Source organism: Photobacterium sanguinicancri, assembly GCF_002265265.1.
Lineage (GTDB): Bacteria > Pseudomonadota > Gammaproteobacteria > Enterobacterales > Vibrionaceae > Photobacterium > Photobacterium sanguinicancri.
The window spans coordinates 16,989-36,932 of the sequence record NZ_NOIF01000010.1 but is presented as its reverse complement, the minus strand read 5'-3'; the positions used below and the strand labels follow the sequence as shown (position 1 = coordinate 36,932).

The 19,944-nt window shown below is 44.8% G+C and carries 20 protein-coding genes; 12 read left to right on the top strand and 8 right to left on the bottom strand.

All coding sequences use genetic code 11. The annotated features are described in order from the left end of the window. The first annotated feature begins 71 nt into the window (after positions 1-71). The 6 genes from lptD to ASV53_RS03200 all read left to right on the top strand — a co-directional run bounded on the left by lptD (position 72) and on the right by ASV53_RS03200 (position 6,969). Positions 72-2,471: an LPS assembly protein LptD gene (gene lptD, locus ASV53_RS03225; protein WP_094956088.1), complete on the top strand. Its 2,400-nt coding sequence runs from the start codon at positions 72-74 to the stop codon at positions 2,469-2,471. 80 nt (positions 2,472-2,551) lie between these two features. After that, a complete protein-coding gene (surA, locus tag ASV53_RS03220; protein ID WP_094956087.1) occupies positions 2,552-3,871 on the top strand; it encodes a peptidylprolyl isomerase SurA in 1,320 nt (439 codons plus the stop codon). After that, entirely contained in the window at positions 3,858-4,850 is a 993-nt protein-coding gene (pdxA, locus tag ASV53_RS03215; RefSeq protein WP_062691753.1) for a 4-hydroxythreonine-4-phosphate dehydrogenase PdxA, read from the top strand. The genes surA and pdxA overlap by 14 nt, the downstream gene beginning before the upstream one ends. Further along, positions 4,847-5,659 carry a 16S rRNA (adenine(1518)-N(6)/adenine(1519)-N(6))-dimethyltransferase RsmA gene (gene rsmA / locus ASV53_RS03210; protein WP_094956085.1) on the top strand — a complete coding sequence of 271 codons (813 nt, stop codon included), beginning with the start codon at positions 4,847-4,849 and terminating at the stop codon, positions 5,657-5,659. The genes pdxA and rsmA overlap by 4 nt, the downstream gene beginning before the upstream one ends. 102 nt (positions 5,660-5,761) lie before the next feature. Continuing rightward, positions 5,762-6,142: a Co2+/Mg2+ efflux facilitator ApaG/CorD gene (gene apaG, locus ASV53_RS03205; protein ID WP_094956084.1), complete on the top strand. Its 381-nt coding sequence runs from the start codon at positions 5,762-5,764 to the stop codon at positions 6,140-6,142. Positions 6,143-6,150: 8 nt separating this feature from the next. Then, a complete protein-coding gene (locus ASV53_RS03200; RefSeq protein WP_094956083.1) occupies positions 6,151-6,969 on the top strand; it encodes a symmetrical bis(5'-nucleosyl)-tetraphosphatase in 819 nt (272 codons plus the stop codon). Between the two features lie 126 nt (positions 6,970-7,095). On the opposite strand, the gene folA is transcribed toward ASV53_RS03200, so the two are convergent. From folA to rplU, 7 genes are all read right to left on the bottom strand, one after another. Next, positions 7,096-7,578 (bottom strand): type 3 dihydrofolate reductase, encoded by a 483-nt coding sequence (folA, locus tag ASV53_RS03195; RefSeq protein ID WP_094956082.1) that lies wholly within the window; start codon positions 7,576-7,578, stop codon positions 7,096-7,098. Between the two features lie 54 nt (positions 7,579-7,632). Further along, positions 7,633-8,106 (bottom strand): threonine/serine exporter family protein, encoded by a 474-nt coding sequence (locus tag ASV53_RS03190; protein WP_094956081.1) that lies wholly within the window; start codon positions 8,104-8,106, stop codon positions 7,633-7,635. Then, complete coding sequence (locus ASV53_RS03185; RefSeq protein WP_094956080.1) at positions 8,106-8,894, bottom strand: threonine/serine exporter family protein; 789 nt, start codon at positions 8,892-8,894, stop codon at positions 8,106-8,108. Before ASV53_RS03185 ends, ASV53_RS03190 begins: the two co-directional genes overlap by 1 nt. 130 nt (positions 8,895-9,024) lie before the next feature. Then, a complete protein-coding gene (gene cgtA / locus ASV53_RS03180) occupies positions 9,025-10,197 on the bottom strand; it encodes an Obg family GTPase CgtA (RefSeq protein ID WP_094956079.1) in 1,173 nt (390 codons plus the stop codon). A gap of 85 nt (positions 10,198-10,282) precedes the next feature. Next, a complete protein-coding gene (locus tag ASV53_RS03175; RefSeq protein WP_062691744.1) occupies positions 10,283-11,212 on the bottom strand; it encodes a DMT family transporter in 930 nt (309 codons plus the stop codon). Between the two features lie 131 nt (positions 11,213-11,343). Then, the gene (gene rpmA, locus ASV53_RS03170; protein WP_062691743.1) at positions 11,344-11,601 is read right to left on the bottom strand and encodes a 50S ribosomal protein L27; all 258 of its coding nucleotides are present in this window, start codon (positions 11,599-11,601) and stop codon (positions 11,344-11,346) included. Between the two features lie 17 nt (positions 11,602-11,618). Further along, complete coding sequence (gene rplU, locus ASV53_RS03165) at positions 11,619-11,930, bottom strand: 50S ribosomal protein L21 (RefSeq protein ID WP_062691742.1); 312 nt, start codon at positions 11,928-11,930, stop codon at positions 11,619-11,621. A gap of 279 nt (positions 11,931-12,209) precedes the next feature. Here rplU and ispB point away from each other — a divergent pair, with 279 nt between their 5' ends. Beyond that, the gene (gene ispB, locus ASV53_RS03160) at positions 12,210-13,181 is read left to right on the top strand and encodes an octaprenyl diphosphate synthase (protein ID WP_094956078.1); all 972 of its coding nucleotides are present in this window, start codon (positions 12,210-12,212) and stop codon (positions 13,179-13,181) included. Between the two features lie 163 nt (positions 13,182-13,344). Next, positions 13,345-13,536, top strand: a complete 192-nt coding sequence (locus ASV53_RS03155; protein ID WP_062691739.1) for a hypothetical protein — start codon at positions 13,345-13,347, stop codon at positions 13,534-13,536. Between the two features lie 79 nt (positions 13,537-13,615). On the opposite strand, the gene mdh is transcribed toward ASV53_RS03155, so the two are convergent. Next, positions 13,616-14,554 (bottom strand): malate dehydrogenase, encoded by a 939-nt coding sequence (gene mdh, locus ASV53_RS03150; RefSeq protein ID WP_094956077.1) that lies wholly within the window; start codon positions 14,552-14,554, stop codon positions 13,616-13,618. Between the two features lie 394 nt (positions 14,555-14,948). Here mdh and argR point away from each other — a divergent pair, with 394 nt between their 5' ends. The 4 genes from argR to ASV53_RS03130 all read left to right on the top strand — a co-directional run bounded on the left by argR (position 14,949) and on the right by ASV53_RS03130 (position 19,908). Next, complete coding sequence (argR, locus tag ASV53_RS03145; RefSeq protein WP_062691860.1) at positions 14,949-15,419, top strand: transcriptional regulator ArgR; 471 nt, start codon at positions 14,949-14,951, stop codon at positions 15,417-15,419. Between the two features lie 299 nt (positions 15,420-15,718). Continuing rightward, complete coding sequence (locus tag ASV53_RS03140; protein WP_094956076.1) at positions 15,719-16,690, top strand: TAXI family TRAP transporter solute-binding subunit; 972 nt, start codon at positions 15,719-15,721, stop codon at positions 16,688-16,690. A gap of 126 nt (positions 16,691-16,816) precedes the next feature. Continuing rightward, positions 16,817-19,402 (top strand): TRAP transporter permease, encoded by a 2,586-nt coding sequence (locus ASV53_RS03135; protein WP_094956075.1) that lies wholly within the window; start codon positions 16,817-16,819, stop codon positions 19,400-19,402. Between the two features lie 56 nt (positions 19,403-19,458). Then, positions 19,459-19,908 carry a universal stress protein gene (locus tag ASV53_RS03130; RefSeq protein WP_062691736.1) on the top strand — a complete coding sequence of 150 codons (450 nt, stop codon included), beginning with the start codon at positions 19,459-19,461 and terminating at the stop codon, positions 19,906-19,908. The last annotated feature ends 36 nt before the right edge of the window (positions 19,909-19,944 follow it).

Genomic DNA, 19,944 nt, shown 5'->3' with positions numbered 1-19,944 from the left:
TCGGGAATGCTTGTAAAAAGCGCCACCAATTCACGACGCGACAAAAATTCAATACAGGAATGTGAAATTAGATGTCATTAACCTCCCGCAGCATACTTGCAACCATGATCAGCCTTGCCCTTTATGGACCGGCGATGGCAGATGACAATCCACAAGCAGCTAATAACATCACTAACAATACCACCCCACAAGTACCCCAAGCAAAGCAATTGCCTATGCTTGAAGTTTCTGATGAGGGATTATCAGGGATAGAGGTCGTTAAAGGCACCTGTATAGCCCCTAAAGATCGCTCACAAAATATTAACAACGAACCCATTCGTATCAGCTCAGATCAAGCTGATGCCGAAAATGCAATAGCCATCACTTATACTGGTGATGTTGTCGTTAAACAAGGCCACCGCACTATAGCTGCAGACACTGCTACGTATCATCAGCCAGATAACAGTGTCACAGCTGAAGGCAATGTCTATTTTCATGATGGTGGGATGGAAGTGTATTCCGAACGACTAGAAAGTGATCTAGACACCGAAGATTCCGAAATGGAAAACGCAGTGTATAGCATGACTTGTGAACCAGGCCGTGGCGAAGCTGAAAAAGTCATTAAAGACGGACTGGAATATTATCGTTTAAAAAACGGTACTTATACGACCTGTCCAGCAGGCGATCAAAGTTGGCGCTTTTCAGCAACCAGTATTGAACGTGAAACAGATTCACCATTTGCTAACTTATACAATGCGCGCTTTGAAGTCGCTGATGTGCCTATTTTCTATTTACCATACCTACGAGTTCCCGTTGGCAATGAACGCTTAACCGGCTTCCTCTATCCAAGTATGAAACTAAATTCAAGAGATGGTTTTACACTTGAAACCCCGTTCTATTGGAATATCGCCCCTAACTACGATATGACAATAACACCTAAGTACATGACCAATCGTGGTTTGCAGTTAAATACAGAATTCCGTTATTTAACCGTCTTTGGCTCAGGCAGTATCAAAAGTGAATATTTGAATAATGATAAAAAGTCTCCAGATTCAGGTCAACGCTGGGCGTTCAATATTGATCATACTGGGCTCTTTCAAAGTCACTGGTTATTTGAAGTTGATTACAGCAAAGTGAGTGATGTCGCTTATTTCAACGACATCGACTCCAACATCGGTAAACGTGAAGACAACAACCTACTGCAAACAGCGGAAGCTTCCTATCGAGAACAAAATTGGGATGCTACGTTACGGGTGCGTGATTTCCAGCCTCTCACAACAGGGGTATCTTCGAACTACCGCTTAATGCCACAAGTCGAGGCGAACTATTATCGTCCTGACTTACCGTATGGCCTCGATTTTTCAATGAACAGCCACATCAGTCGATTTGAAAATGATGACCCTAATAAGCCATCGGCAGATCGTTTGCACCTAGAGCCAACATTAACGCTGCCTTACTCAACGCCTTGGTGGTCTGTGACTTCAGAAGCCAAGTTAATGTACAGCTACTATAACCAACAATTTGATAAAAATGTGTCTGCCAATGAGCATTTAGAAGAAAGTGTCTCGCGCATGATCCCAAGCGCACGTGTACACTCTGGCTTATATTTAGAGCGAAACACCAGTATTTGGGGTGACGCATATACCCAAAGCCTAGAGCCTCAAGTTCAATACCTGTATGTCCAAAGTGTCGATCAGAAAAATATTTATGATGCCTACGACACCACATTGTTGCAAACCGACTATTACGGATTATTCCGTGATACACGTTATTCCAGTGTTGATCGCATTGCTGCCGCGAATCAATTTACTGTAGGTGCATCAACACGTTACTTTGATAATCAATACGTGGAACGATTTAACCTTTCGATTGGCCAAATTTTCTACTTGAATCCGGGAGCTGCAGACATTGATGGCAGCAGTGACGAAGCCTCGCCAAATTATTCAGCAACCGCTTTGGAGTCAGATTTTAACTATGATGATTGGTTATTTTTCCACGGCGGCTTACAATTTGACGCTGGTAACAGCGATATCCAATTTGCCAACTCGACCTTGGAATATCGTGAATCAAGTTTCTTTACGCAAGTGAATTATCGCTATGTGTCGAAAGAATATATCAAGAGCAGCTTGAAAGATAACAATGACATAGATAAATATACTAACGACGGTATATCACAAGCTGGCATTGCTACCGGCTTCCCCATTTACGGTAACCTTAGCGTCCGTGGTGACTATTACCACGACCTAACCGAAAGTCAGATGATCGAAAGCCAGATTACTCTTGACTATCAAACTTCTTGTTGGCTGATAAGTGTAGGTTATAACAAATACCTTATATCTCGCGGTGATGTACGCTTTGAAAGCCCAACCTATGATAGCAATATTAGCATCTCATTCAGCCTATTAGGATTAGCAGGGGTGAGCGGTTTTTCCGCATCAACCGCCAGTGGTAATGCAATCGGTTATGGTCAACCTTTCAATCTAAACAACTAATTACGTATCCTGATGTCTAACGCGATAGCGATTTGTACATCACGATAAATTTACGCGCACAGCGCAATATGGAAATCAGTATGAAGAAGTGGAAGTCCTCACTACTAGGTCTAATGATATGGGGTGCAGCTGCAAGTAGCTTCGCCGCTCCAACTGAAATGGATAAAGTTGTCACAATAGTGAATGACAGCGTGATTTTGCAAAGTGATATCGACGCAATGCTAAAAACGGTGCGTCTTAATGCTGCCGATCAAAATCAAGCATTGCCTGCAACAGACGTGCTTACTGAGCAGGTCAAAGAAAAGTTGATCATTGAAGCACTGCAAATTCAGCAAGCTGAGCAATTTGGTATTCGTATTGACGACAATAAGTTAGATCAATCAATCCAGCAGATGCTTAAGCAACAGCAAATGACGTTGCCTCAGCTTCAGAAAAAGCTAGCAGACAATGGTATCAGTTACGCGATGTTCCGCGAGCAAATGCGTCGTGATATTACGGCAAGTGAAGCTCGTACAATTCAGGTGCGTCGTCGCATTAACATTCTTCCTCAAGAAGTCGACACGTTAGCTGAACAGCTTAACGCTCAGAACTTACAAGGCGTGCAATACAATGTTAGTCACATCCAAATTCGTGTAGAAGATGACGCGGATAAAGCAGAACGTGACGATGCAGAACAACAAGCAAAAACCTTGGTTAAAGAGCTCAATAACGGCGCTGATTTTGCCAACCTAGCCTATAGCTACTCAAAAGGCCCTAAGGCCCTTCAGGGTGGTGAATGGGGTTGGATGCGCCAAGAAGAAATGCCAACTATCTTTGCTGATGAAATCAAATCTCATGGTAAAGGCGCAATCATTGGTCCTTTCCGCAGTGGTATTGGTTACCACATCATCAAAATTAATGATGTAAAAGGCTTAGAAACCGTTTCTGTCACCGAAGTTAAAGCGCGCCATATTTTAATCAAAACCTCGGTCATCCTAAGCGATGAGGCCGCTAAACATCAGCTTGAACAAGCACGCAATGCGATCATTGCCGGCGATCAAAGTTTTGCAGCAGCCGCTGAAGCATTAAGTGCAGATCCAGGCTCTGCGGCTAATGGTGGTGAGCTTGGTTGGCACACACCCGATATTTATGTTCCTGAATTTAAAGATAAGGTTGAAACCATCAGCGAAGGCGTTATCAGTGAACCATTCAAAACAGTGCATGGTTGGCACATTGTTGAAGTAATGGATCGCCGTAATGTTGACCGTACTGATGCCGCAGTTAAAAACCGCGCATACCAAATTCTATTTAGCCGTAAGTTCAATGAAGAAGCACAAGCATGGCTGCAAGAACTTCGGGCTGGTGCGTATATTGAACAGCTAAACAACAATAACAATGGTGACAATAATGAGCGAAGTTAAGCGCCTTGCCATTACCCCTGGTGAACCAGCGGGAATTGGCCCTGATTTAGTGCTCGCAATGGCACAACAAAATTGGCCACATGAGCTTGTTATTTGTGCTAACGCTCAGCTTATGGTAGAACGTGCAGCCCTATTGGGTCTCGACATCACCATTAGGGATTACAACTCAGCTCTGCCTGCTCAGCCACACCAAGCAGGTACCTTGGTCGTGGCTAACTGCGCATTAGCCGCAGAGGTGACGCCAGGCACTCTCGATGAGAAGAACGGCCACTATGTGTTAGCAACCTTGGAGCGAGCAGCACAAGGATGTATGCAAGGTGAGTTTGCCGCTGTTGTTACAGGCCCTGTGCACAAAGGCGTTATTAACCGTGCAGGGGTTTCATTCAGTGGCCATACTGAGTTTTTTGCGCAACAGTCAGATACCGCACAAGTGGTGATGATGCTAGCAACGGAAGGGTTACGAGTCGCACTAGTGACAACCCATATTCCTTTAGCTTATGTGTCAAAAGCAATTACTGAGGAGCGTCTAAAAGATGTGATTCGAATTTTGCATCACGACTTAGTGACAAAGTTTGGTATTGAACAACCGAACATTTATGTTTGTGGCTTAAACCCACACGCAGGTGAAGAAGGGTGTTTAGGGATGGAAGAAATCGAAGTGATCACCCCTGCACTTGAACAGCTTCGTCACCAAGAAAATATGAATCTGATTGGCCCATTGCCAGCAGATACCATTTTCCAAGAAAAATATTTAGCTGATGCCGATGCGGTATTAGCGATGTATCACGATCAAGGGCTACCGGTGCTGAAATACAAAGGCTTCGGCAATTCGGTTAACATTACGTTAGGCCTGCCCTTTATCAGAACTTCAGTAGATCATGGTACCGCACTGGAACTCGCAGGTACTGGACAGGCGGACACGGGTAGCCTTTGGACAGCGCTATCACACGCCCTCGAATTGGTAGAAAAACAAGCATGAGCAGCGATCAAGTCCACCTAGGTCACCGCGCGCGTAAGCGCTTTGGCCAGAACTTTTTGAACGACCCTTTTATCATTGATGGTATTGTATCTTCGATCAATCCTCTTCCAGGTCAAAACTTGGTAGAAATCGGCCCAGGTCTTGGTGCTATCACCGAACCTGTGGGCAGATTAGTTGATAAATTCTCTGTTATTGAACTTGATAGAGACTTAGCAGCACGCCTACGCAATCACCCAGATTTAGCTGATAAGCTAACGATCTATGAAGGTGATGCGATGCGTTTTGACTTTACTCAACTAATAAAAGAAAACAACAAGCTGCGTATTTTCGGTAACTTGCCGTACAACATTTCAACGCCGCTAATGTTCCATTTATTTACGTTCCACCAACACGTACAAGACATGCACTTCATGCTACAAAAAGAAGTGGTTAACCGTCTTGCAGCGGGTCCTGGTAGTAAAGCGTATGGCCGCTTGACGGTGATGGCACAGTACTACGCTAAAGTAACCCCTGTGTTAGAAGTACCGCCAGAGTCTTTCACACCGGCACCAAAGGTAGATTCTGCAGTTGTTCGCCTAACGCCATATGAAACACTACCGCATCCATGTACTAACCTTAAGTGGTTAGACCGTGTATGCCGTGAAGGCTTCAACCAACGCCGTAAAACAATTCGTAACTGTTACAAAGCGCTATTTACTGTTGAACAGTTAGAAGCACTTGGCGTGAACCCAGGCCATCGTCCTGAAAACATCACGTTAGAGCAATTTGTTGCTATGGCTAATTGGCTGGATGCCCAAAACGCTAAATAACGGATTCGACAGCCTCTTCATAGAGGCTGTCGGCTTACCCTCTTGGTATCCGTGTATTTCCTCGATCCATAGATGAAATACAAAGAGAAAGGAAGCAAGCCAATGAAAACACAGTATCCGACTATCAAATGCCACGTCGCCACTCACTATCTTGCCGATCGTTCCGAACCTGAAAATCAACGCTTCGTCTTTTCCTATACAGTCACCATCGCCAATTTAGGTCGAGGCAATGCCAAACTACTCACCCGTTATTGGTTAATTACTGACGCCAATGGCAAGCAACTCGTGATTGAAGGGGATGGAGTGGTTGGCGAGCAACCTCATATCATTGCGCACGAAGAATATACCTATACCAGCGGCACCATTATTGAAACACCAGTTGCCGTCATGCAAGGTCGCTATTCCATGCAAACAGACGATGGGGAAACATTCGACGCTGAAGTCCCTCCTTTCCGACTCGCTATTCCCAATATTTTGCATTAAGGAGCCTTATGGCCACCTACCTCGTTGGCGATATTCAAGGTTGCCTTGATGATTTGCGTTATCTGTTAGATCAAGCGCAATTTAACCCACTGAATGATGAATTATGGCTAGCGGGCGATCTGGTCGCCCGTGGCCCTCAATCTTTGGAAACGCTACGCTTTGTCAAAAATCTCGGCAAGAGTGCAACCACAGTACTAGGCAATCATGATTTACATCTATTGGCCGTTGCTGAAGGCATTGCCAAGTGTAAAGCGAAAGATAAAACCCAAGCCATACTCGATGCCGATGACAGCCAAGAGCTGCTTGAATGGCTACGTCAGCAACCTTTACTTGCAGAGCACCCTAAGTATTCTTTTGTCATGGTGCATGCAGGTATTCCCGTACAGTGGGATTTAGAGCAAGTACAGCAGCAAGCTCGACGTGTTGAAGCCGTACTTCAATCGGATCGCTACCTATGGCTACTTAAAAACATGTACGGCGACGGGCCAAATCAATGGTCTGCATCACTGACAGAATTGGAACAGCTTCGTTTCACCATCAATGCTTTAACGCGTATGCGATTTTGTTACCCCGATGGCAAGCTCGATATGGATTGTAAACTTTCACCGGGAGAGGCTGACATCGGTGAATTAGTGCCATGGTTTCAACTACCGCGAGCAAAGCAGCTAAATAAGAAAATTATTTTTGGTCATTGGGCTGCGCTGATGGGACATGAAGATGAGCACGTTATCGGATTGGATACAGGATGTGTATGGGGCAACAGTATGACGCTACTACGTTGGGAGGATGGACAGCGCTTCGTCAAAGAATGTCCACTTTATGCGTAATGACGGTCTGTTTGTCTTCAATACTTGCGGTATAAAACAATATAAAAGAAAAGGGTGAGATCAGAGAGCTCACCCTTCAGGCTATTAGTAATCGCTCACCTTGACTGAATCTAGAGTCGCTATACTTTATACACGTTCAAGTATCACAAACCGCATGTCATAGGCATTTTTATCATCAGCTTGATAACCTTCTTCTTGGCTAACAGACCAACCTTGCCCCCAATCGGGAAAGCAGGTGTCGCCATCAAGGTCAGCGTCAATGAAGGTTAAATACAGAGCGTTTGCCATCGGCAAGCAAGCTTGATAAATGCTACCACCGCCGATAATCATCAACTCTTCAATATCGCCAGCCGCGATAATCGCAGCATCAATATCAGCAACAACCGTGACCCCTTCCGCTTGATAGTCCGCATTGCGACTAATTACAATATTTTGACGGCCAGGTAATGGACGACCTATCGACTCAAACGTCTTGCGGCCCATCACAATCGGTTTACCGAGTGTTGAGCGTTTAAACCAGGCAAAATCAGCAGGTAAATGCCATGGCATTGCATTGTCTTTACCAATAATTCGGTTATTCGCCATCGCGGCAATCATACTGATTTTCATCTAAAATCCTCTGGTTTTATCATCCATCACAGCGCTTCCCGATCTTAAGAAGCATTACACTACTGGTCGGCGACGATAAAACAATAGCCCTGGCATTGCCAGCCCTATTGCCAGTGCTGCGACGATAAACACCGCCTTCACACCATTATCCATCAATGCAGCTAATAACTGAGGGTTATAACCTTTGTGGTTAATTTCAACAATCGCAATCATGGCTTTAAAAGCAAACACTCCCGGTACCATTGGGATCATCGCCGCGACAGTAAACACTTTAGGGTGGGCCAGAAAACGGTGAGACCAATGCACACCAATCATGCCCACTAAGGTCGCAGCACATAATGTCGCCCACTCAATCGGCACGCCATAATGCATCAGTAAAAAGCGACAACCGTGACCAAGTGCGCCACCAATTGCGCAATATTTCAATGCCTTTTGTGGCACGTTAAATACAAGCGCGAACCCTACAGCAGGAATAGATGCGAAGAACATGTCATTCAACAAGGCAAGCAGTAACGATGACGAATCCATTATAACCACCCCCAAACACCGAGCACATTCATCGCAACCACGATACCTAAACTGGTCGATAACGTCAGTAAGGTGGCCATCGTCCAGCGAGCAATGCCCATATTGGCGTAGCCTTTCACCATATCTGATACCGCATTAATCAAAGGAAAGCCGGGTACAAACATCAGCACTGATGATGCCATAGCAAGAAATGGAGTCTCGCCAATGTGATATACCTGCCCAAAGCCAGCAATCAAGGTCGTCACAAATGCAGACACCCCAAAGTTAACTAAAGGGTTAAAATGTGCATGTGCAATTTCTTGTCGAACGAACATGCCAACCGCAGACGCGACAAAGGTAAGCGCAAATACAGGCCAATCTCCTCCCGCTAAACGACTGAAAGAAGCGCAAGATAGGCCGATCATCACAATGACTAAAAAACGGTTATAGCGCATCGGCTGCACTTCTTCGAGCCGATCATGGACCGACTCAAGATCCAACAAACCCCGTTCAGCCATAATACAAATACGTTGAATATCGGTGACGACCTGCATATTGATCCCACGATCTTGGCAACGTCTTGTGGTCGTTATACAGCGCCCTTGATGTAATGTGGTGATCACCATTGAGCTTGCAGATAACGACACCTCTACGCTATCCACACCTAACGCTAACCCTAAACGTCGCGTTACTTCCATCACTAAGGTACTTTCCGCCCCGTGCTGTAACAACTTTTGACCCGCACCAACGGCTAAACGTGAAATTTCACGCTGCTGAGGCTCTGTTAATGATTGTTCTGGTGATGACATCCTGTTCCCTCAATCTAGTATCACTTGCAAATTATCATACAAAGCGAGATCCTCAGTGTTGATTAGGCACAAAAAAAGCCGCTCATCTCTGAGCGGCTTTCGTTTATTATTTTATCGACAAGATAAAAGATTAAGGTTTGTAGATGATTTCAACATCGTAATCATCTTCATTCCAATTATCCCAATCATCATCGTCGTCATCGCTGTCTTCAGCTTCTTTCATTTTCTGGGTATGGTAATCATCCCATTTGAAGTCCACTTTATCTTCAGGCGCTTCTTCAACAAGTGCTTCAGCAGGCATCGTTTCGATAAGTTCCATCAAATCGTAAGACAGTTGCTGAAGACCCATGCGATTGATCGCTGAGATGCTGTAGTGCTTATCTTCCCACGCTAATGCTTCTAAGATCTCTTCGATCTTCGCTTGTGCATCTTCGTCAGAAAGAAGATCTACTTTATTGAAAATTAACCAACGTGGCTTATTCGACAGTTTGTCACTGTACTGTTCAAGCTCGTTAATAATCGTAAATGCATTTTCAATCGGATCTGAACCATCAGCAGGTAAAATGTCGATCATGTGCAGTAACACACGACAACGCTCTAAGTGCTTCAAGAAACGAATACCTAAACCAGCACCATCCGCTGCACCTTCGATAAGGCCAGGAATGTCAGCAACCACGAAGCTACGATCATCACCCACACGAACAACACCAAGGCTTGGTACTAGTGTCGTAAACGGGTAATCAGCAACTTTAGGTTTTGCCGCAGATACAGAACGAATGAAAGTTGATTTACCCGCATTTGGTAAACCAAGCATGCCCACGTCAGCCAACAACAGTAGCTCTAAACGTAAGTGACGAATTTCACCTTTTGTACCCATGGTCTTTTGACGTGGAGCACGGTTAACCGATGATTTAAAACGTGTGTTACCTAAACCGTGGAAGCCACCTTTAGCCACCATGATTTTCATACCATGCTCGGTAAGATCGGCAATCACTTCACCCGTTTCTTCATCAACAGCACGTGTACCAACAGGCACAGATAACACACTATCTTCACCACGTTTACCCGTACAGTTACCACCGCGACCATTCTCACCACGTACCGCAGCATGAAAACGCTCAAAACGGAAATCGATCAAAGTATTCAGGTTTTCGTCAGCCAGTAGGTATACATCGCCGCCATCGCCGCCATCACCACCGTCAGGACCACCACGAGGAACATACTTTTCAGTACGGAAACTAACGGTACCATTACCGCCATCACCCGCATCAACGCGGATTACCGCTTCATCTACAAATTTCATTTTTCTCTCCGCGCTGTGGCGTTTAATTACAAGGCAACGACAACCTATCGCTATCACTACCTGTATTAACTATTGCAAATAGCCGTTACACATTACGCTGTCGGATGAATTTATGCCCAATAGCACAAAACATAGCACCGCTCACGACAACCAAGGCGCCTAGATACCCAAGAATATTCAAAGGTGCAGCCACAAAAAATTGCGGCCAAACAAGGCTAGCTAAATCAACAAATATGATCGTAAACAAGGGAGCTAAAGTTATCACTGCGCTCACTTGCGATGCCTGCCAGCGTGCCATTGCTTCTGCAAATGCACCGTAACCGACAAGCGTATTTATACAGCAAAACATCAACATGCCTAGCTGTCTCGAATCCATTAGTAACAGTTGCTCTGGCTCTGCCATCGGTGTCAGCATGACGGCACAAATAACGTAGATCATTAATAAGATCTGTGCAGAACTGTAGTGCTTTAACAACTGCTTTTGGGCAAGCCCATACACCACCCAAACTAAGGCGGCTAACACTGCTAATGATACGCCAACTGTATAACCAGTAAAACTAGTGAACAGTTCTAACAAGCGTTCATTAAAGAACAATAGCAAACCAAGAAGTAAGCACCCCACCCCTAAAATCTGGTGGACCCCAAGTTTTTCTTTAAACACCCAAGCACTGGAGATCAACAAGATCACGGGTGCCAATTGGATGATCACTTGAACAACGGGGGGATGTAAATATTCTAGCGCACTATTGAAAAGAACAAAGTTTCCAGCAAGGCCAATGCTCGCTAATATGAGAATAACGGCACTGCTTTTGCCACCTACTAACCGCGTAGGTAGTTGTTTACGAAAGCCTAATATCAACCCAAGCCCAATAGAGGCCGTAAGAAAGCGATACCAAACGATAGTAAAAGGTGACATCACTTCGACAGCCTGCTTCATCGCAATAGGTAGCGCCCCCCAAAATACAGCGGTGGTTAGCGCCAAAGCGATGCCTATTGTCGTGTTTTTACTCGACATACAGACCCCTCAATGTGACTTATATCATGTATTTATCATCAGCAGAGCCAAGCTCACGCATCAAAATAAACACCGACATAATAAAAAGCCCCGCCAATTGGCAGGGCTTTGATATTCATTACGAGGCTAAATTATTCAGCTTCGATAGAAATGAATTTACGGTTTTTAGGACCTTTAACTTCGAACTTCACTTTACCGTCAGATAGAGCGAATAGAGTGTGGTCTTTACCGCAACCTACGTTGTTACCAGCGTGGAATTTAGTACCACGTTGACGTACGATGATGTTACCTGCAAGTACAGATTCGCCACCGAAACGCTTAACACCTAGGCGTTTGCTTTCTGAATCACGGCCGTTATTAGTAGAACCGCCAGCTTTTTTATGTGCCATTTTTTATTCTCCTGTTATTAAGCGCTGATGCCAGTAATTTTGACTTCAGTGAACCACTGACGGTGGCCCATTTGCTTACGAGAATGCTTACGGCGACGGAACTTAACGACTTTAATTTTATCGCCACGACCGTGTGTAACAACTTCAGCTGTTACTTTACCGCCAGCTACGAAAGGTGCACCAACGGTAACTTCTTCACCGTTAGCTACTAGAAGAACACTGTCAAACTCAACGTTTGCGCCAGTTTCTGCGTCTAGTTTTTCCAAGCGTAAGGTTTGGCCTTCGCTCACTCGGTGTTGTTTACCACCACTTTGGAAAACAGCGTACATGTCTTACTCCGCTTTTCCGCATAGGCCATCTGCCACGGTTAAATATTGGGCAATGGGTATGCGCTTAATCTTGTCATCAATAGGGCGCGAATGTTACGTGAAATCGCATCTTCTGGCAAGCGATTAAACAAAAAAATTGGCGAAAAGCTATTCACAAACGAAAGTCACGTGATTCACCCCCTTAGAGGTTAGGAAGATACCACATTTTTGTGTAATATTCGGGCATCAATTAAAAATAACTTTCCGCCTTTGCGGGGTCTCTTTTAGCTGGATGTATTAATGGATTTTAAAGCTATCCAAGCGCTTACCGCCTTAGATATGGCGGAAGTTGACGCGAAGATACAAGCACAACTTAATTCCGATGTAGCACTCATTAACCAACTGGGTTTTTACATTGTCAGTGGAGGTGGAAAACGCCTTCGCCCAATGCTGTCAGTAATAGCCGCTCGAGCTCTTGGCTACGAGGGTGAAAAACATACAACTGCAGCGGCTTTTGTCGAATTTATCCATACCGCAACATTGCTTCATGATGACGTGGTTGACGAGTCTGACATGCGCCGTGGGAAAGAAACGGCGAACGCTGCATTTGGCAATGCGGCAAGTGTGTTAGTTGGCGATTATATCTACACTCGTTCATTCCAAATGATGACCAGCTTACGCTCACTGCGTATTCTCGACATCATGAGTGAAGCCACTAATGTTATTGCTGAAGGTGAGGTTCAGCAGTTAATGAACTGCAACGATCCAAATACCACCGAAGATAGCTACATGCAGGTCATTTACTCTAAAACAGCACGCCTTTTTGAAGCCGCAACCCAAGTAGCCGCTATCATTGCTGAGGCACCTGAAGAAATTGAACTCGCGCTACAGGAATACGGCCGTTACTTAGGGACGGCTTTTCAACTTATCGATGATGTTCTCGATTACATCGCAGATGGTAAAGAGATGGGCAAAAACGTCGGTGACGATCTGGCCGAAGGGAAACCAACACTCCCATTGCTTCACGCCATGCATAATGGCAACGATGAGCAAGCAGCGATGATTCGTGAAGCCATTGAGAAAGCCAATGGTATGGACAAGCTTGATGCGATTTTAGCGTGTATGCACCAAGCTGGCTCACTGGAATACACTCAACAACGTGCAGAGGAAGAGGCGGACAAAGCAATTGCTGCGCTTTCACCACTGCCAGAGTCACCTTACAAAGATGCATTGGTCGCCCTCGCCCACTTAGCCGTGAAGCGAAATAAATAACCGCACATACCTTCGACTAAAAGCCTGCCTAACCGCAGGCTTTTTTATTTGTGGTCTCACTTTCTCTCTCGCTCAATAAGGATCTTCTATGATCTAAACAGCACTCAGATCGTATAACGCTTAACTGAGGTGCGTTTTTACAAAGGTAAGAAGGAATTATGAAATGCAAGCTACCGATTTAAAGCAAGGTATGTGGGTTGAGCATCAACATGAGATCGCAGAAGTGATAAGCATCGATCCAAACAACAACACAGTGATCATCGAAAACCAAAACGATCATCAACGATCCACGGTGTCATGTGAAGAGATCCCAGATCAACCACAGCTTCATGCCGGCTGTGATCGCTATTATTAATACGTTTGAATTGACATAAAAAAGCGGCAGATCTGCCGCTTTTTCATTAATAAAATTCAAGAAGCTCTACGCGAAGACGTTATTTCGCAGCAAACTCTTCGCCTTTCGCGATATCGCCTTGAAGTGTTTCTAACATACTTTCTAGTGCTTGTTGCTCAAATTCACTTAGACTACCGTAGTCCATCACTTCTTCTACACCTTCTTTACCAAGAAGAACAGGTTGAGCAAAGAAGCGAGCATGCTTGCCATCACCTTCAACATAAGCACACTCAACGACACTCTCTTCACCTTGCAGCGCACGAACAAGTGCTAGACCAAAACGACATGCCGCCTGACCCATAGACAAGGTTGCAGAACCGCCACCCGCTTTCGCTTCAACAACTTCCGTACCCGCATTCTGAATACGTGGTGTCAATGCTTGGACTTCTGCTTCTGTGAACTCAACGCCTTCTACTTGAGATAATAGCGGAAGGATTGTTACACCCGAGTGCCCACCGATAACAGGAACACGTACATTACATGGCTCAGTGCCTTTTAGTTCAGCCACAAAAGTTTCAGAACGAATAACATCCAGTGTCGTTACGCCAAACAATTTACGTTTGTCGTATACGCCCGCTTTTTTCAGTACGTCAGCAGCAATGGCTACAGTGGTATTTACTGGATTAGTAATAATACCGACACAAGCTTTTGGACATACCACAGCAATTTTTTCAGCCAATGATTTAACAATACCGGCATTCACATTAAAGAGATCAGCACGGTCCATACCAGGTTTACGTGCAACACCTGCTGAAATTAAAACAACATCAGCACCTTCTAACGCAGGAGTTGGATCTTCACCACAATAACCTTTAATAGATACAGGTGTTGGGATATGGCTAAGATCAACTGCGACACCAGGTGTAACAGGGGCTATGTCATAAAGAGCAAGGTCAGAACCTGCAGGTAAGCGGTTTTTCAATAGCAAAGCCAACGCTTGGCCGATACCACCAGCAGCACCAATGACAGCAACTTTCATATTCGTTCTCCTTTACGATAGAAGTATATTTTTCAGACCAAAATCAATCACATTAACTAATTGTCTCATGATTCTTTTGAGCGATCCTTTATGATCAATTAATTAATCTGGTTAAAACGTTATAGCAAGCCCAAAAGAAATACAATCAAACACCACTTGGTTTGCGAAGTCACGCATAAGGTGCAAAGAATGTGCTAGAAAGATGGATTAGTCTGCTCAATCATGAGGTTTAAATCCAATCACTCCCCCTCCTAATAATGCTTAAATCTATCCGAATATGATTAATAATTTTCCGTAATAGTGACTAGAACATCAGTTTCCATGAACACTGTTTGCTACAACTAGCATGCTTATGCAAAAATACGCTACCTCGTCCCTGTTCATACTAAAAATCATGCGCAATTCAGATAAGCAAGAACGTCTAATCAAAGCTTTTAAATCAATCTTGAAAGAAGAGAAATTCAGCTCTCAAGGTGAAATTGTTGATGCTCTTAAAGCTCAAGGGTTCGAAAATATTAACCAATCGAAAGTATCCCGCATGCTGACTAAGTTCGGTGCGGTACGAACCCGTAATGCAAAAATGGAAATGGTGTACTGCCTTCCTGTTGAACTAGGTGTTCCAACAACCTCTAGTCCACTGAAAGAATTAGTAATGGAAGTTGGCTACAACAGTGCCTTAGTGGTTATCCATACTGGCCCAGGTGCTGCACAAGTTATCGCCCGTTTACTGGATTCTTTAGGTAAAGCAGAAGGTATTCTTGGTGTTGTTGCGGGGGATGATACTATTTTCATTACTCCTACAAACACCATCACTACTGAAGACCTATACGCCTCTGTATGTGAACTGTTTGATTATAGTAATTAAAACATTATAACTGGGTAGCCTGCTACCCAGTTATAAAGTGAGACAACTCTCACATTCACACAAAACCACCGCCCCTCACAGTTTCGATTCAACACTTTGATTTTTAACATTAATCAAACATTTCTCCCCATCCTAATTTGTTACTTATTCTTTACCAAACACCAAAACCGTTAACATTGTTTTAAACTTATGGTTTAGTTTTGCTATTATCATCATGATTTGCATCTCGCAATGATGCCGTTTCCAACGATGGAAAGCATTTCCATATGCACGATAACAACAATGAGGAAGGGATAAACATGGCATTGAAACAACTATTAAAAGTTAGTGCTATCGCGGCTGTATTTGCCGCATCTGGTATGGCTAACGCCCAAGAGTTTATTACGATTGGTACTGGTTCTGTAACCGGCGTTTACTACCCAACAGGTGGTGCTATTTGTAAGCTTGTAAATAAAGATCGTAAAGAACACAAAGTGCGTTGTTCTGTCGAGTCTACAGGCGGATCAATTTACAACGTAAATACCATGCGAGCGGGTGAATTAGATTTCGGTATCGTTCAATCTGATTGGCAATACCATGGCTACAACGGTACGAGTAAATTCAAGGAGCAAGGCCCGTATAAAAAGTTACGCGCTGTATTCTCTCTTCATACCGAACCATTCAACATTATCGCCCGTTCTGATGCAGGCATTAATGGTGTTGAAGATCTAAAAGGCAAACGCGTCAATATCGGTAACCCTGGCTCTGGTGACCGTGCAACCATGGGCGTTGTTATGGATGCACTAGGTTGGACCAATGCAGACTTTAAACTGGCTTCCGAGCTAAAAGGCTCTGAGCGTTCACAAGCCCTTTGTGATAATAAAATCGATGCCTTCATTTATATGGTTGGCCACCCAAATGGATCTATCAAAGAAGCAACAACATCATGTGACGCAAAACTAGTACCTGCTGAAGGTGCTGTCATTGACAAAATTGTTGCCGACAACCCTTACTACGCAAAAAGTACAGTCCCAGGTGGCATGTACAAAGGTACCGATGGCGATGTAAACAGCTTTGGTGTTGCAGCAACACTGGTTTCATCAACAGATGTTTCTGATGATGTGGTTTACGCACTCGTTAAATCTGTCTTCGAGAACTTCGATACCTTTAAGCGCCTACACCCTGCATTTGCCAACCTAAAACCAGAGTTGATGGTGAAAGATGGTCTATCTATTCCATTACACCCTGGAGCTGTTCGCTACTACAAAGAAAAAGGTTACCTACCAAAGTAATTGCTTTCAACTAAAGTTAAGAGGCACTTGCTGCCAATCTATGCGCCGCCTCTGCGGCGCATAGTGCTTTATAGAACACAACATCTATAACAAAGAATAAATCAGCCCATCGAAGAAGGATGATGCATGACGAAGACAACGCAAACGTCGGCAGATGTGCAGGATATGGTGGCGCAGGCAGACACAGGGGCAAGGAACCCTGTTGGTCTTGCCGGACGTATCTTATGGTTTGTACCTTTATGCTGGTCACTGTTTCAGCTTTGGTACGCTTCACCACTGCCATTTATTTTTAATTTCGCCATTCTAAATGACACAGAAGCCCGTTCTGTTCACTTAGCTTTCGCTATTTTCTTAGCCTTTACTGCCTACCCCGCCTTAAAACGCTCACCTCGAGATCATATTCCTGTTATTGACTGGATACTTGCTCTCTCAGGAAGCTTTGCTGCGGCTTATATCTATATTTTCTATACCAGTCTTGCTGAGCGTTCAGGCGCCCCAACCCAAGTCGATATCATTGTCGCGGTTGCGGGAATGATTTTGCTGCTCGAAGCAACCCGTCGTGCATTAGGTCCACCACTGATGGTGGTCGCAGCAGTCTTCCTGCTGTACACCTTCGGCGGCCCACACATGCCCGATGTAATCGCCCATAAAGGCGCTAGCCTCAATAAAGCGATGTCACACTTGTGGCTCACCACAGAAGGGGTATTCGGGGTTGCATTAGGGGTTTCAACCTCATTCGTCTTTTTGTTTGTGCTATTTGGTGCCATGTTAGAACGTGCAGGCGCGGGCGCATACTTTATCAAAGTCGCTTTTTCTCTACTCGGTCACATGCGCGGCGGCCCAGCCAAAGCTGCAGTTGTCGCTTCAGGTCTCTCAGGGCTGGTTTCTGGATCATCTATTGCAAATGTTGTCACCACTGGTACTTTCACTATTCCATTAATGAAGCGTGTTGGCTTTCCGGGTACCAAAGCGGGCGCCGTCGAAGTAGCCGCTTCTACCAATGGCCAGTTAACGCCTCCCATTATGGGGGCCGCTGCATTCTTGATGGTTGAGTATGTAGGAATTTCCTATGTTGAAGTCATTAAAGCAGCATTACTTCCGGCTTTAATCTCCTACATTGCACTGCTTTATATTGTCCACCTTGAAGCCTGTAAAGCCGGCATGTCAGGACTTCCGCGTCGTTACAAACCGACGATGGCACAAAGCTTATTGTCCTTCACTGGCACTATTTTAGGCTTAGTCGTGATAAGTGCAGCTGTATATTATGGTATCGGTTGGACCAAAGGGGTGTTTGGCGCAGCTGCAACCCCGATGATCGCGGTCGTGGTACTTATTGCTTACGTGGCCTTAGTACGTTATTCGGCAAGCTATCAAGATCATCTTATGGAAGATCCTGATCAAGAACTGACCGAAGTGCCAGAACCTGGCCCGACGGTTAAATCAGGTTTGTACTTCCTTTTACCTATCGTTGTTCTGGTGTGGTGTCTAACCGTTGAACGCTTTTCACCGGGGCTATCTGCGTTTTGGGCGACCATCTTTATGATCTTCATCTTGCTAACACAGCGCCCATTATTAGCGCTATTTAACAAAGAAAAGACACTACCAGATGCTGCGATGGAAGGCGTTCACGATTTACTCGAGAGCTTAGTATCAGGTGCGCGAAATATGATTGGTATCGGGGTCGCCACGGCCGCTGCAGGTACTGTCGTTGGTGTTGTAACTCTGACGGGGATCGGGCTCGTGATGACAGATTTTGTCGAGTTCATCTCTGGCGGTAATATCATTATGATGCTTATCTTTACGGCTATCATTAGCCTGATACTGGGCATGGGCTTACCTACCACAGCAAATTACATCGTTGTTTCGACCTTAATGGCTCCCGTTATCGTTACTTTAGGTGCGCAAAATGGGCTTATCATTCCATTAATTGCGGTGCACCTGTTCGTGTTCTATTTCGGGATCCTCGCCGATGATACCCCACCAGTCGGCTTGGCGGCTTTTGCCGCTGCTGCAATCGCAAAATCAGACCCCATAAGGACAGGTATTCAAGGGTTTACCTACGACATTCGTACTGCAATCTTACCCTTTATGTTCGTCTTTAATACGCAGCTATTGATGATGAATATTGATTCTTGGTGGCACCTATTACTCACAGTTCTATCCGCAGTAATAGCCATGTTGACCTTCTCTGCAGCCACTCAAGGGTGGTGGTTTACTAAAACAAAATGGTGGGAAGTCGCGGCACTATTAATTATTACTTTCTCATTATTCCGCCCTGGTTTTTGGTGGGATATGGTTTACCCGCCGAAACATGAAATGCCTGGCACACTCATTGTTGATGCCACTGATAAGCTCGCTATTGGTGAACCTATCGAGCTGCAAGTTTCAGGAGAAAACCTTGAAGGAAGAATCATTACTAAACATGTGCGGTTACCTTTCGATGAATCCGCTGTGAACCCAGACGATCGTATTGCCTCTACAGGCCTGATGCTTCGTCAAGAGGGGGACAAAATGCTCGTTGATATGATCGAGTTTGGAAGCCCTGCAGAAGCGGCTGGAATCGACTTCGACTGGGAAATCACCAAAGTGAGCCTTCCGGCTGTTAGGCCAATGAAAGAATGGGTCTTTGTACCCACTTTATTATTGCTGATTGCTTTAGGATGGAATCAACGTCGACGTGCGCGATTAACGCAAATGTCCACAACAGCATAACCTCATTGTCAGGGAAGCGAACCTTCCCTGACAATGCTATTTGCAAAGAGACGACTATGTATAAACAAATTTTGGTTCCAGTAGATCTCAATGAGCAAGGCTTTGCGGATAAAGCCGTTGAGCTTGCGGTGTGGCACGCCAGACAAAGCAACGCAACCATCCATTTATTGAACGTACTGCCCGGCATTCACATGTCGATAGTATCAAGCTACTTTCCCAAAGATGCCGCGCGGAAAATGCGACAAGATGCTCAGGCACAACTAAAAGCTTTTGCGGAAAAATACATTCCTGATGAAGTGCTCCATCATCAATATGTTTCAGAAGGAAAGACATGGAGCACTATCATCGATAATGCCACCCGTGTAGGTGCCGATCTGATCATAATGCCAAGCCATCAACGCTCAAAACTCGATAAAGTTATGCTCGGTTCTGTGGCGGCAAAAGTAGTCGAAAACTCTCCGATTAATGTTTTGGTACTCAAGCCACAAAGTCTCGTTGCTGAGTAGTTCCCTGCCTTAATACCACTTGCATCCAATAAAAAA

What these genes read in the sequence shown, in the direction of transcription:
- cgtA (WP_094956079.1), bottom strand. Translation starts at nt 10,197, where the DNA reads ATGAAATTTGTAGATGAAGCGGTAATCCGCGTTGATGCGGGTGATGGC.
- mdh (WP_094956077.1), bottom strand. Translation starts at nt 14,554, where the DNA reads ATGAAAGTTGCTGTCATTGGTGCTGCTGGTGGTATCGGCCAAGCGTTG.
- ASV53_RS03130 (WP_062691736.1), top strand. Translation starts at nt 19,459, where the DNA reads ATGTATAAACAAATTTTGGTTCCAGTAGATCTCAATGAGCAAGGCTTT.
- ASV53_RS03175 (WP_062691744.1), bottom strand. Translation starts at nt 11,212, where the DNA reads ATGTCGAGTAAAAACACGACAATAGGCATCGCTTTGGCGCTAACCACC.
- rplU (WP_062691742.1), bottom strand. Translation starts at nt 11,930, where the DNA reads ATGTACGCTGTTTTCCAAAGTGGTGGTAAACAACACCGAGTGAGCGAA.
- ASV53_RS03185 (WP_094956080.1), bottom strand. Translation starts at nt 8,894, where the DNA reads ATGTCATCACCAGAACAATCATTAACAGAGCCTCAGCAGCGTGAAATT.
- ASV53_RS03135 (WP_094956075.1), top strand. Translation starts at nt 16,817, where the DNA reads ATGACGAAGACAACGCAAACGTCGGCAGATGTGCAGGATATGGTGGCG.
- pdxA (WP_062691753.1), top strand. Translation starts at nt 3,858, where the DNA reads ATGAGCGAAGTTAAGCGCCTTGCCATTACCCCTGGTGAACCAGCGGGA.
- rsmA (WP_094956085.1), top strand. Translation starts at nt 4,847, where the DNA reads ATGAGCAGCGATCAAGTCCACCTAGGTCACCGCGCGCGTAAGCGCTTT.
- ASV53_RS03140 (WP_094956076.1), top strand. Translation starts at nt 15,719, where the DNA reads ATGGCATTGAAACAACTATTAAAAGTTAGTGCTATCGCGGCTGTATTT.
- ASV53_RS03190 (WP_094956081.1), bottom strand. Translation starts at nt 8,106, where the DNA reads ATGGATTCGTCATCGTTACTGCTTGCCTTGTTGAATGACATGTTCTTC.
- folA (WP_094956082.1), bottom strand. Translation starts at nt 7,578, where the DNA reads ATGAAAATCAGTATGATTGCCGCGATGGCGAATAACCGAATTATTGGT.
- surA (WP_094956087.1), top strand. Translation starts at nt 2,552, where the DNA reads ATGAAGAAGTGGAAGTCCTCACTACTAGGTCTAATGATATGGGGTGCA.
- ASV53_RS03155 (WP_062691739.1), top strand. Translation starts at nt 13,345, where the DNA reads ATGCAAGCTACCGATTTAAAGCAAGGTATGTGGGTTGAGCATCAACAT.
- apaG (WP_094956084.1), top strand. Translation starts at nt 5,762, where the DNA reads ATGAAAACACAGTATCCGACTATCAAATGCCACGTCGCCACTCACTAT.
- ispB (WP_094956078.1), top strand. Translation starts at nt 12,210, where the DNA reads ATGGATTTTAAAGCTATCCAAGCGCTTACCGCCTTAGATATGGCGGAA.
- argR (WP_062691860.1), top strand. Translation starts at nt 14,949, where the DNA reads ATGCGCAATTCAGATAAGCAAGAACGTCTAATCAAAGCTTTTAAATCA.
- rpmA (WP_062691743.1), bottom strand. Translation starts at nt 11,601, where the DNA reads ATGGCACATAAAAAAGCTGGCGGTTCTACTAATAACGGCCGTGATTCA.
- ASV53_RS03200 (WP_094956083.1), top strand. Translation starts at nt 6,151, where the DNA reads ATGGCCACCTACCTCGTTGGCGATATTCAAGGTTGCCTTGATGATTTG.
- lptD (WP_094956088.1), top strand. Translation starts at nt 72, where the DNA reads ATGTCATTAACCTCCCGCAGCATACTTGCAACCATGATCAGCCTTGCC.